Annotated in this window: 10 protein-coding genes and 1 pseudogene; 10 read left to right on the forward strand and 1 reads right to left on the reverse strand. The window is 60.1% G+C overall.

What is annotated here, in order from left to right:
• Positions 1-43: 43 nt before the first annotated feature.
• From ACZ5ZH_RS16255 to ACZ5ZH_RS16290, 8 genes are all read left to right on the forward strand, one after another.
• Positions 44-1,522, forward strand: a complete 1,479-nt coding sequence (locus tag ACZ5ZH_RS16255) for a flavin-containing monooxygenase (RefSeq protein ID WP_464773021.1) — start codon at positions 44-46, stop codon at positions 1,520-1,522.
• Positions 1,523-1,632: 110 nt separating this feature from the next.
• A complete protein-coding gene (locus ACZ5ZH_RS16260; RefSeq protein WP_449469292.1) occupies positions 1,633-2,097 on the forward strand; it encodes a nuclear transport factor 2 family protein in 465 nt (154 codons plus the stop codon).
• Between the two features lie 15 nt (positions 2,098-2,112).
• Positions 2,113-2,862 carry an SDR family NAD(P)-dependent oxidoreductase gene (locus ACZ5ZH_RS16265; protein WP_464773022.1) on the forward strand — a complete coding sequence of 250 codons (750 nt, stop codon included), beginning with the start codon at positions 2,113-2,115 and terminating at the stop codon, positions 2,860-2,862.
• A gap of 44 nt (positions 2,863-2,906) precedes the next feature.
• The gene (locus ACZ5ZH_RS16270; RefSeq protein ID WP_464773023.1) at positions 2,907-3,854 is read left to right on the forward strand and encodes a thiamine pyrophosphate-dependent dehydrogenase E1 component subunit alpha; all 948 of its coding nucleotides are present in this window, start codon (positions 2,907-2,909) and stop codon (positions 3,852-3,854) included.
• Positions 3,844-4,827, forward strand: a complete 984-nt coding sequence (locus tag ACZ5ZH_RS16275) for an alpha-ketoacid dehydrogenase subunit beta (RefSeq protein ID WP_464773024.1) — start codon at positions 3,844-3,846, stop codon at positions 4,825-4,827. The genes ACZ5ZH_RS16270 and ACZ5ZH_RS16275 overlap by 11 nt, the downstream gene beginning before the upstream one ends.
• A 10-nt stretch (positions 4,828-4,837) precedes the next feature.
• Positions 4,838-6,007, forward strand: a complete 1,170-nt coding sequence (locus ACZ5ZH_RS16280) for a dihydrolipoamide acetyltransferase family protein (protein ID WP_464773025.1) — start codon at positions 4,838-4,840, stop codon at positions 6,005-6,007.
• Positions 6,008-6,064: 57 nt separating this feature from the next.
• Positions 6,065-7,249: an acyl-CoA dehydrogenase family protein gene (locus ACZ5ZH_RS16285; RefSeq protein WP_464773026.1), complete on the forward strand. Its 1,185-nt coding sequence runs from the start codon at positions 6,065-6,067 to the stop codon at positions 7,247-7,249.
• Positions 7,246-8,355 (forward strand): phosphotransferase, encoded by a 1,110-nt coding sequence (locus ACZ5ZH_RS16290; protein ID WP_464773027.1) that lies wholly within the window; start codon positions 7,246-7,248, stop codon positions 8,353-8,355. Before ACZ5ZH_RS16285 ends, ACZ5ZH_RS16290 begins: the two co-directional genes overlap by 4 nt.
• A 13-nt stretch (positions 8,356-8,368) precedes the next feature.
• Here ACZ5ZH_RS16290 and ACZ5ZH_RS16295 read toward each other — a convergent pair.
• Positions 8,369-8,773 (reverse strand): annotated as a pseudogene (locus tag ACZ5ZH_RS16295) (transposase).
• A 352-nt stretch (positions 8,774-9,125) separates the two neighbouring features.
• On the opposite strand from ACZ5ZH_RS16295, the gene ACZ5ZH_RS16300 reads away from it, so the two are divergent.
• Positions 9,126-10,082 carry a chromate resistance protein ChrB domain-containing protein gene (locus tag ACZ5ZH_RS16300; RefSeq protein WP_464773028.1) on the forward strand — a complete coding sequence of 319 codons (957 nt, stop codon included), beginning with the start codon at positions 9,126-9,128 and terminating at the stop codon, positions 10,080-10,082.
• Positions 10,079-11,482 (forward strand): chromate efflux transporter, encoded by a 1,404-nt coding sequence (chrA, locus tag ACZ5ZH_RS16305; RefSeq protein WP_449469304.1) that lies wholly within the window; start codon positions 10,079-10,081, stop codon positions 11,480-11,482. Before ACZ5ZH_RS16300 ends, chrA begins: the two co-directional genes overlap by 4 nt.
• Positions 11,483-11,814 lie beyond the last annotated feature (332 nt).

The following is an 11,814-nucleotide window of genomic DNA, read 5'->3' on the forward strand; positions in this document are numbered from 1 at the left end:
ATGCCACAGAACCACCAAGACCAGATCGAAAGCGTACCGACTCATGGCTAAACAGGAAATGGAAACCGGCCACCGCAGATTACGGTTTGCGATAATTGGCGCGGGCATGGCCGGACTGCTAGCCGGGATTCGGCTGGACCAGAAGGGTGATGCAGATTTCACCATCTACGAAAAAGGCGACACCGTCGGTGGCACATGGCGGGAAAACCGTTATCCGGGCCTGACCTGCGACGTTCCCGCCCATGCCTATACCTATAGTTTCGCGCCCAACCCGGAATGGACGCATTTTTTCTCCCCCGGTCCGGAGATTCAGCATTATTTCGAACGGGTCGCGGACGATTATCGGCTCCGTGACCGCATCCGCTTCAATTCGGAAGTGACGGACTGCCGCTACGTCGATGGCCGCTGGCATATCGAGACATCCGATGGCTGCAAAGACATCGTCGATGTCATCATTGCCGCGACCGGCGTGTTGCATCACCCCAATATCCCGACCATTCCCGGCCTGGAGGACTTCGGGGGCAATAGCTTTCACAGCGCACGCTGGGACGACAGCGTAGCGCTCGACGGCCGACGCATCGGCGTGATTGGCAATGGTTCGACCGGCGTCCAGATCGTCTCGGCCCTGTCGACCCGCGCCAGCACGCTTGTCCATTTCCAGCGGTCGCCACAATGGATCATGCCGGTCCAGAACTTCATCTATTCGGAAACCGACCGCCACGCCTTTCGTTCGGATGTGTCCCGGATCGACGCGATCCGCTTCGGCGAGGAATATTGGGCCGGCATCCGGCGGTTCAACAAGGCGATCATCGAGGTGGATTCGCCCGAAATGGCGGAAATAGAAGGCGTGGTCCTCCGTAATCTGGAGGACAATATTCAGGACCCGGTCCTCCGCGAAAAACTCCGGCCTGATTATCGCGCTGCCTGCAAGCGGCTGATCTATTCGCCCGACTATTATGAGGCGGTGCAACGTCCCGGTGTGATCGTTGAGACGGGGGCAATCGAACGGGTCGAGGTCACAGGCGTCCGCATGAAAGATGGCACGCTGCACGAACTGGACGTGTTGGTATTGGCAACAGGCTTCAAGACCGATCGTTTCGTGCGCCCCATTAAGGTAATCGGACGAGGCGGTAATAACCTCGATGAAGCCTGGGCGCTGCGCCCGACCGCTTATTACGCAATCACCGTGCCTGATTTCCCCAACCTGTTCCTGCTCAACGGCCCCACCGCACCAGTGGGCAATTTTTCGCTGATCGACATCGCTGAGCGGCAATGGGACTATATCGACCAACTCCTCGATCTTTTGCGCGACGGAACCTGTTCCGCGATCGCTGCAAAGCCCGAAGCCATGGCTGATTATGAGGAGCGCCGTATCGCGGCCGCGAAGCGGACGATTTTCGGCTCGGGGTGCACGAGCTGGTATCTAGACGCGCAGGGCGTGCCCCAGACATGGCCATGGAGCTACGACCATTTCGCCAAATCGATGGCCGCACCACGGATGGAGGATTTCGAACTGGCGTAATCGCGCGCGCAGTCCACCAGTTTGGGCGACTTACCCCAAATGAAGGTGGATGATCGCCAGAGCCACCAGTAATCTCGATGGCGCGGCAAAAGACCGCAAAAGGAATTAAAATGACCGGCGAGGACTATTTCGAGATACAGAATCTCATTTTCACCTACCCCATGCTGCTCGACGGGGGCGATTTCGACGCGGTCGGGCGCCTTTTTGAACATGCTGTCGTTTACAGCGCGGGGATGCTGATGGCCGACCGCGATCCTGCCGCGATGGCGGCCTCGTTCCGCGACTGGGTCATTACCTATTCGGACGGAACGCCACGGACGCGCCATTTCATAAGCAATGTCATCATTAGGCCGAAGGACGAGGGCACGGCCGTCGTCTCATCCTATGTGATGGTCTTCCAGCAAACCGACACGCTGCCGCTCCAGCCCGTCATTGGCGGAGATTACCGCGACACCGTGGCAAAGGTAGATGGCCAGTGGCGCTTCATCGAACGCCATATGGGCAATGATCTCATCGGCACGCTGACCGATCATGGACGCGATCTGCGCGCGATAACGCCCACGCGAGCGAACTGAACAGGAGCGGAGCTCATGCGATATAAAGACAAGGTCGTCATCGTAACCGGTGCCGCATCGGGCATCGGCCGTGCCACCGCCCGGCGGATGGCATCAGAAGGCGCGATACTTGTGCTTGGTGATCTCAACGAAGCGGGCGCAAAGGCCGTCGCTGACACGCTCGATACCCTGACCACGCCAGTGGTGATCGGGTTCGATGCGGGCGATCCCGATTCCTGCCGCGCCTTCATCGCTGACGCAGCAAAGGCGGCGGGCCGCATTGACATGCTGTGCAACATCGCGGGCATCATGGACTGGGCGCCGCTCGCCCGTTTCGACGACAGCCGCTGGGAGCGGATGGTACGCGTCAATCTGAGCAGCATATTTTACCTCTGCCAGGCGGCGATGCCCCACCTGATCGCCGCGAAGGGCAATATCGTCAACATCAGTTCGGCGGCGGGCCTCGTCGGCATCGCCTACACCACAGCCTACTGCGCCACCAAGCATGGCGTGATCGGCATCACCAAGTCGTTGGCAGTCGAATTCGCAAGCACTGGCGTTCGCGTTAATGCCATCTGTCCGACCGGCGTGAAAACGGCGATGACCGGGGAACTCGTCTGGCCAGATGATGTCGATGTCAGCCTGCTGACGCGCAATGCATCGAAGATGGGCGACATGATCGACGCCGAGGAAGTCGCCGCTGCTATCGCCTTTCTGGGATCGGACGACGCGCGGAGCGTCAGCGGTATCGCCATGCCCGTCGATGGGGCGCAGACGGCGGGATAACGCACGCGCGTCTTGCCGCAAACAACCAAATGGGAAGAGGGCCAATGTCGGAGCCAAATTCAGAACTCGTCGAGACGATGTTCTCGCGCATGGCGGTATCGCGCGCGATCGAACGGTTAATGCTGCGCCACACGCGGGATCATAAATTCTCCGGCTGGTGGCATCCGGGCGAAGGACAGGAGGCTGCGCCTATCGGCGCGTCCGCCGCTCTCGCGACATCGGATTATCTTTGGTATCAGGGACGCGGCGCTGCCTGGGCGATTGGCAAGGGGATGGCGCCCGGCCCCATCCTTGGCGACCTGCTCGGCAAGATGTCGGGCGCGACACGCGGCAAAGGTGGCGGTGTTCCTCATTGGGCCGACTATTCGATCGGCGTAATGGGCGAAGGCGCGACGCTGGGCAGCGTCTATCCTTTGGCTGGCGGGTCAGCGCTTGCGTCCAAGATCCGAAAGGACGGGCGGGTCTCGCTGGCAAATTTCGGCGACGGCACGTCCGCAAGGGGCACGTTTCACGAAACCATGGTCCACGCTGCTGCATGGAAATTGCCGCTGATCTATTTCTGCGAGAATAATGGCCTGCTGGTTGGTACGCGTCTGGGATCGGTCAACCCGACGACGGACATCGCTGACTACGCGGCGGGCTATCATATTCCCAGTGTCATCGTCGACGGCCAGGATGCGATCGAAGTCTATGCGGCGACCTGTGAAGCGGTCGATCGCGCGCGCCGGGGCGACGGGCCGACGCTGATCGAAGCCAAGGTCACGCGCCGTCGCGGGCATTATGCGGGCGATCCCCAAAATTATCGCAGCGACAGCGAATTCGACGATTATCGCGATCCGCTGGACGTTCTGGCCGCGCGGCTTTCGGGAAATGCCGCTGCACGGCTGATCGAGGGGGCGGAAGCCATCGTGGATGCAGCCTATCGGGAGGCAAAGGCTGCGCCCGACCCCGACATGTCGGTTATCGAACGGGATCTTTATTATGTCGACTGAAACGATGGGCTATAATGCGGCGATGGGCCTTGCCCTGGTTGAAGAAATGCGCGCCGACGACAGCATATTCGTACTGGGGCAAGGTGTCGCCACGGGCGGATGGTTCGGCACGGAAAAGGGGCTGATCGACGAGTTCGGCGTCGACCGGGTTCTGGATAGCAATATTTCCGAAGCGTTCGAGGCGGGCCTCGCCACCGGGGCGGCGATTGCGGGAATGAAGCCCGTCATCAATATGGGCTTTGGCGACTTCGCCCTGATTGCTGGCGATGAAATTTATCATAAGCTGGCCAAATGGCGCTATATGCACGGCCTGAATGTGCCGATGACTGCCGTCATCATTTTCCCGATCGGAGCGATGGGCGGCGCTGGACCGGAACACTCAAGCTGCACCGAAGTCTTGGGGATGCATTTTCCGGGATTGAAGGTGGTCGTACCTTCGACGCCGGAAGATGCAAAGGGGCTTATGAAAGCGGCGCTGCGCGAACCCAACCCCGTATTGTTTCACAGTGTCCAGAGCCTGGGGTGGAGCAAGGGATCTGTCCCGCTCGACCCTGAATTCATCGTTCCGATCGGCAAGGCCGCGATCCGCCGCCAAGGCGACAGCATGACGCTGATAACCTATGGGTCGATGGTATCTCGCTCACTTGCTGCGGCCGATCAGCTCGCCGCCGACGGCATCGATGTCGAGGTGATCGATCTTCGCAGCCTTGTGCCACTGGACTGGGACTGCGTGCTCGGATCGGTGCGCAAGACGCATCGTGCAATGGTCGTCCATGAAGCGGCCAAGACCGCTGGCCCCGGCGCGGAAATCGCGGCGCAGATACAGGAAACCGCATTTTTCGATCTGGAAGCACCAATCCTGCGCCTTGGCGCGAAGGATTTTCCGTTGCCCCAGCACAGTGATCTAGAAGCCCTTTCGATCCCGTCCATCGATGCCATCGCACAGATGGCACGGGACCTGACGAGCCTTTGAGGAAATGCCAATGTCCATTCTACACACCCTCAACATTCCGCAAATGGGCTCGGTAGAGAATGCCAAGATCCTTGAATGGCGAATTTCGGAAGGCGACAGTTTCAAAGAAGGCGATATCCTCTACGAGGTGGAGACGGACAAGACCGCAACGGAAGTCGAAGCGGTCGAGGCCGGGATACTCGCCCGACAGATCGGTCGGACAGACGACGAGATGAAGATTGGCGACAAGGTTGGCCTCTGGGTTCCGCCCGGCACGTCACCGACCGCGATCGCGGAGGCGCTGGCGGCAATTGATGAGGCTGGCCCGGCCACAGTTGCGGAACAGGCCGTTGCGTCCACGACCGCAACGGCCGACCCGACTGACATGAAAGGCATTGCGGGACGGATAAGCCCGCTGGTTCGCAAACTTGCAAAGGATCATGGCGTTGACCTGTCGGCCGTGACCGGAACCGGGCCCGGCGGCAAAGTCACGCAGGACGACGTTCTTGCCGCAGGCGGCGGCGATCGGCCGACGCTCGCGCTGCACTCGATGCGGCGAAAGGCCATTGCCCAAACGCTGACGAAAGCGGCGGCGGTGCCTTCGTTGACGGCGGATATGCAGATCGATCTTTCGGCGCTGTTCGCAAGGCGCGCCGCCCTGAAAGAGGCGGGGCAACCCACGCCTTCCATTCTGGGCTATATCGCCCATGTCACTGCGACAACCATTCTCAAACATCCAAAGTTAAATGCGACTTGGGGCGAGCAGGAACTGTCGCTTTGGCCAACGGTCAATCTGGGGATCGCGGTCGATGCGGAAGATGGCCTGATAGTGCCGGTGATCCGTAACGCGGAACAGCAAGACCCGATGGCGCTCACTCAGGCAATCGCCGCATTGGCGGAGAGCGTCCGTACCGGATCGGTCAGGCAAGCGGATCTGGAAGGTGGAACGTTTACGATCTCCAATCCCGGCTCTGTCGGACCTGTCATGCGCGCCGAAGCCTTGCTGAATGTTCCGCAAGTTGCGCTGCTGGGCGTGGGCGGCATCGTTCACTCGCCTCGCGCAGCGATGGTAGACGGTGAATGGACTGTGGCGGTGAAGCCGATGGTCTGTTTTTCACTGACCTTCGACCACCGCGCGATCGACGGAGGCCCCGTCATCGCTTTCCTCAATGCACTGAAAGCCGGGATCGAGGCGCTGTGAGGTCCAACAGGACAATAGGCAGTCCCTCCGTCCAGCCATGTGCAGGAACACATGTTGATGGAAAATGATCTCGGCGAAGCGCAAATCATCGCTGGCAAGGTGGAAGCTTTCGTCAGGAATGTCGTCATCCCTTTTGAGGCGGATTATCACCAGGGAGGTCATGGGCCATCCGATGCGTTGGTCCAGGAGATGCGGGCCAAGGCCATCGCTTCGGGGCTGCTGACCCCGCATGTTCGACCAGATGGGTCTCACTTCACACACCGCGGAACCGCACTGATCCTGCGCGCGTCGGGCCTGTCACCGCTCGGACCCGTCGCTTTGAACACATCCGCGCCGGATGAGGGCAATATCTACCTTCTGGGCCACGTCGCAACGACAGAGCAGAAAGCGCGTTTCCTTGAACCGCTGATCGCGGGGCACAGCCGCTCCTGCTTCCTGATGACGGAACCGGCGGAAGAGGGCGGCGCCGGGTCCGATCCCTCGATGATGATGACGATGGCGCGGCAGGACGGCGACTACTGGATCGTGAACGGGCGCAAGGCGTTCGCGACGGGCTTCGAAGGCGCCGCGTTCGCGATCCTGATGGCAAAGACGGTGCGCGACGGCAAGGATACCGCGACCATGTTTCTGGTCGATCTTCCGCATCCGGCGATCAAGTTCGATCGGCTGATCGAGACGATCGACAGTTCGATGCCGGGCGGCCACGCGGTCGTCACGATCAACGATTTACGCCTGCCGACGAGCGCCATCCTCGGTGCGCCGCACGAAGGGTTCGCCTACGCACAGATACGCCTCAGCCCGGCCCGGCTGACACATTGTATGCGCTGGTTGGGGAGCGCTATGCGTGCCAACGAAATTGCGACAGCCTATGCGCTCAAACGCAAGGCCTTCGGCCAGTTGCTGATCGATCACGAAGGCGTCGGCTTCATGCTTGCGGAAAATTTGATCGACCTCAAGCAGAGTGAATTGATCATCGACTGGTGCGCCGATGCACTCGACCGCGGAGACAAAGCTGTGACTGAAAGCTCTATGACAAAGGTTGCGGTGTCGGAGGCGCTCTACCGCGTCGCTGACCGTTGCGTACAGATATTGGGCGGCACGGGGGTATCGCGCGATACGGTCGTTGAGCAGGTCTTTCGAGAAATCCGGGCTTTTCGCATTTATGACGGTCCGACAGAAGTTCATAAATGGTCGCTGGCCAAAAAAATCAAGCGCACCTTCGCGATTGCGAATATCGAATGAGCACCGATACGCAGTCCAATGTGGGCACGACCCCGGTACGCGCGGGTCAGGGCTTCGATGAGCAGGCGATGGCCCGCTGGATGAAGTCGAATGTCGCGGGTTTCACCGGTCCGTTGAGTGTTGACCAGTTCAAGGGTGGGCAATCCAACCCGACTTACCGGCTTATGACGCCTGGCCGGGCTTATGTTCTGCGCTGTAAGCCTATGGGGCAGTTACTGGCCGGGGCGCACGCGATCGAACGCGAGGCGCAGGTATTGACCGGCCTCGAAAAAGCCGGCTTCCCGGTGGCGCACGTCTATGGGCTGTGCACTGACGATAGCGTGATCGGCCGATGGTTCTATGTCATGGAATTGGTCGAAGGGCGCATCTTCTGGGATGCTACGCTGCCAGAGGTTAATGTTGCCGACCGCCCGGCCTATTTCGATGCGATGAACGCTGCTATGGCCCAGCTTCACGGAGTTGATTACCACGCCGTAGGGCTGGGTGAATATGGCCGACCTGGCAATTACTTCGCACGCCAGATCGACCGCTGGTCGCGGCAGTACCTTGGAGATGTCGAGGCCGGACGCGATCCGAACATGGATCGACTGATCGAATGGCTGCCCGCTAATATTCCGCCCGACGACGAGTCATCGATCGTGCATGGCGACTTCCGCGTTGACAATATGATCTTCCACCCAACGGAACCGCGGGTTGTGGCCGTTCTCGATTGGGAACTGTCGACGCTCGGTAATCCGCTCGCGGACTTCGCCTATAACGCGATGATGTACCGTATGCCGCCCCACATTGTGGCGGGGTTGGGCGGCGTCGACCTTGCCGCATTCAATATTCCAACTGAGGACGAATATGTCGCAGCTTATTGTAAGCGGACAGGCAGAGCCTCTATTCCCAATTACCATTTCTATATTGCGTTCAATTTCTTTCGGTTGGCGGCCATCTTTCACGGCATCAAAGGCCGCGTCATCCGCGGCACGGCGTCATCCGTGCAAGCAGCGGATCGGGCCGAAGCATTTCCGGAGCTTGCACGATTAGCGTGGCAGCAAATACAAGAGTTTCGCTTAGCTACATCTACACCGGACTATGGCGATTGTGGGTCTGCAACCTAAGGCCTGTGGGGATTCATCGCGAGTTGATGACGGCGGCGGGGAGGCAGATCATGGCCTCGAAGCTTTGATCTGTTTTGCAGGCGCGCATGGCGATGCGCTTGAACTCTTTGAGTTTGCAGAAAAAGTTTTCGATCAAATGCCGCCACTTGTACATCTCGCTACCGAGCGGGATGGGCTTGCTTCGACGTGGGTTTGAAAACATCGGCTTTGCGCCAGCCGCGGAATCGTCGGAACACCGTGCTCCAGTTACCGAACACCGCAGGAAGGTCGCGCCATGGACTGCCTGTCCGGACAATCCACAGCACGGCCTCCATAAATAGCCGGCTGTTTCTCCCGCTCCGCCCTCGGTCAGTCGGCTTCCCAGACAATGCGGTTCCATCTTCGCCCATTGGGCGTCGGTCAATACGAAGCGATCCATCCAAAGCGTGAATCACATCTTCGCCAAAATGGGAATCTTAAATCCCCATAGGCCTTATTGCGCCTCGCCTCGCCGCGGAGGGACACTGCCTTCAGCCTGCGACCCAGATGAGCCCCCTGCCCGCCCGTCAAGCGCTCGGCGCGCCCTTCCTGATAGGGGCGGATGAAAGACCCAAAAACTGGAGCGTCGAACTGGATCAGCGGACGGGTTCAAGGAGGCGTTGCTTCGGCAGTTGATCCACGACAATCCTGAAATCCTCCCAATCACGCAGGAGGGCGGCCATCGCTGGAACAAGATATCTGAAATTGATATTTCTATTACTCATGAATCTTTTCTATGATACATATGCATCATGCATCCGACCGATACCAGCCTTTGGCTTGCCCTCCTGCATCAGCTTCCTGCGAAGCCGCCCTATCTCCGGGTAAAAATCTGGCGGCGATTGCAAGCGATTGGCGCCGTTCCTCTCAAAAATGCCGTCCATGTCCTGCCGCGCTCGGCCGAGGGTGAGGCGGCGTTCCGGGAGCTTCTGAACGAGATCACGGAAAATGGCGGCGAAGCGACCGTCATCGAGGCCCGTCTGTTGGTTGGCCAGACCGACCTAGACGTCCGCACGCTGTTCGATACCGCGCGAGACGCGGACTATGACGAGATCGCGCAGGCCGCTCGCCGGTTGCTGGAAACGGGACCGGCCAGCGGCGCCGATATCGCGCGCCTGCAAAAGCGGATGAAAGAGGCCAGCCGATTGGACTTCTTTGGCGCTCATGGTCGTCAGGACGCCGAGGCGGCGCTGGCGGAGCTGGACCGCCAACGTTATCAGCATCCCGATGTGAGCCGAGCCGAACCGGCGGACGCGCCACAGCCGATCGACCTTATCGGCCGCACCTGGATCACGCGCAGCGGCATCCATGTCGATCGCATCGCCTGCGCCTGGTTGATCCGGCGCTTCATCGACCCGAACGCCCGGTTCAAATTCGTCGACGGCCGCCATTATGATCCCGTCGAGGGCGAACTCCGCTTCGACATGGTCGATGCCGAATTCACGCATGAAGGCGGCCGTTGCAGCTTCGAGACGCTGCTCATGCGCGCTGACCTGATAAATGATCATGCGCTCGTGGCGATCGGTGAGATCATCCATGAACTGGACATTGGCGACGGCAAGTTCGCCCGGCCGGAAACGGCGGGCGTCGGCGCCATGCTGTCGGGCGTTTGCGCATCGACTGACGACGATCTCCAGCGCATCGCCACCGCCAGCGAGGCGCTCAACCAGTTCCACGCCTATTTCAGCACAAGAAAGTCCGACCGATGAGCGCCACCATCACCGATCTTGACGAAGGCGTCGCTGTTACGCCCCGAGATCATGGAATCGCCTTTGGTGAGGCCGTGCGCGTCTGGGCGCGGATCGCCGCGCTGAGTTTCGGCGGACCGGCAGGTCAGATCGCAGTCATGCACCGCATCCTTGTCGATGAGAAACGCTGGATCGGTGAGGAACGCTTCCTGCACGCACTCAACTATTGCATGTTACTGCCTGGTCCAGAGGCGCAGCAACTGGCGTCCTATATTGGCTGGCTGTTGCACCAAACCAAGGGCGGGTTGGTCGCCGGAGCCCTGTTTGTCCTCCCCGGCTTCCTGGCGATCCTGGCGCTGAGCTACATCTATGTGCTGCTCGGTCATGCGCCTCTGATCGAAGGCCTTTTCTTCGGCCTCAAAGCCGCTGTTTTGGCGGTCGTCGTTCAGGCAGTTGTTCGCGTCGGCTCCCGCGCGCTCAAGAACAACGTGATGCGGGGCATGGCGGTCGCAGCTTTCGCAGCGATCTTCTTCCTGGGCGCGCCCTTCCCCGTCATCATATTGGCGGCCGCACTTGGCGGCTATATCGGCGGCCGGGCGGGTCTTCCCGCGTTCAGGGGCGGCGGCAGCCACGGATCGGGCGGCGGCAACATTGTCCATGATCGCGACACCGCACTTGGCGAAGGCCTGCCGGATCACGCCCGGCCCAACCTTTCCTGGTCGCTCAAGATTTCGACAACCTTGCTGTTCCTCTGGCTCGCACCCGTGGTCCTGCTGTTTGTTTTCGCGGGACCCAATGATGTCTTCACCAAAATCGCGGCCTTCTTCAGCCAGATGGCGGTCGTGACCTTCGGCGGAGCCTACGCGGTGTTGGCCTATGTGGCGCAAGAGGCGGTGGGCACCTTCGGCTGGTTGCGCCCCGGCGAGATGCTGGATGGTCTGGGGCTGGCGGAAACGACGCCCGGTCCGCTCATCATGGTGACGCAGTTCGTCGGCTTCCTCGCGGCATTTCGCGAAGCGACCGGGTTGAACCCGCTCGTGGCGGCAACGCTGGGGGCAATCCTCACCACCTGGGTTACGTTCGTGCCTTGCTTCCTTTGGATTTTCGCGGGCGCGCCCTTTGTCGAAGGGCTGAGAGGGAACCGGGCACTTTCGGCGTCTCTTGGCGCAATCACTGCCGCCGTGGTCGGGGTTATCCTGAACCTGGCGCTGTGGTTTGCGATCCATACCCTGTTCCGCGAAGTACGGCCGGTCCATTTCCTGGGCAGCAGTTTCGATATGCCCGTTCTGGCGTCGCTGAACCTTCCGGCGCTTGTTTTGGCAGTGGGCGCAGCGATCGCCGTCTTCCGCTTCAAAGTCGGCATGATCCCGGTCCTGTTTACGTGCGCTGGGTTGGGGGCGGCCTATGTCCTCCTCGTCTGAGGGGAAGACAATGGCCGAATTAAATTTGTGCAGCGCAAAAAAATGCTTGCGACTCCGATGAATCGATGACAGCTTGCTTTTGATCGAAGCAGGGGCGCTTCGATCCTTAGGTTGAGCCGAGCCGATGACGGCGGGGTTCAATTACGATCCTGGAATGGATTTGCACGGCAATGACGCCGCCCGGATAGGTCGATCGACCTGTATCCTGGCGGCTTTTTTATTTGGTTTTCCGCTGGCGGCCTGGATGCTGCCGGGCGGCTCTCAACATCATCTTCAAACGCCGGAACGCATTTCCGGCGACGGCTGGCTGCGCCTTTCGTGCAGCCGAAGCG

Source organism: Sphingobium sp. TomMM7A, from assembly GCF_055397305.1.

Coding starts and splice junctions, on each gene's coding strand:
- ACZ5ZH_RS16255 (WP_464773021.1), top strand. CDS start 44: ATGGCTAAACAGGAAATGGAAACCGGCCACCGCAGATTACGGTTTGCG.
- ACZ5ZH_RS16260 (WP_449469292.1), top strand. CDS start 1,633: ATGACCGGCGAGGACTATTTCGAGATACAGAATCTCATTTTCACCTAC.
- ACZ5ZH_RS16265 (WP_464773022.1), top strand. CDS start 2,113: ATGCGATATAAAGACAAGGTCGTCATCGTAACCGGTGCCGCATCGGGC.
- ACZ5ZH_RS16270 (WP_464773023.1), top strand. CDS start 2,907: ATGTCGGAGCCAAATTCAGAACTCGTCGAGACGATGTTCTCGCGCATG.
- ACZ5ZH_RS16275 (WP_464773024.1), top strand. CDS start 3,844: ATGTCGACTGAAACGATGGGCTATAATGCGGCGATGGGCCTTGCCCTG.
- ACZ5ZH_RS16280 (WP_464773025.1), top strand. CDS start 4,838: ATGTCCATTCTACACACCCTCAACATTCCGCAAATGGGCTCGGTAGAG.
- ACZ5ZH_RS16285 (WP_464773026.1), top strand. CDS start 6,065: ATGGAAAATGATCTCGGCGAAGCGCAAATCATCGCTGGCAAGGTGGAA.
- ACZ5ZH_RS16290 (WP_464773027.1), top strand. CDS start 7,246: ATGAGCACCGATACGCAGTCCAATGTGGGCACGACCCCGGTACGCGCG.
- ACZ5ZH_RS16300 (WP_464773028.1), top strand. CDS start 9,126: ATGCATCCGACCGATACCAGCCTTTGGCTTGCCCTCCTGCATCAGCTT.
- chrA (WP_449469304.1), top strand. CDS start 10,079: ATGAGCGCCACCATCACCGATCTTGACGAAGGCGTCGCTGTTACGCCC.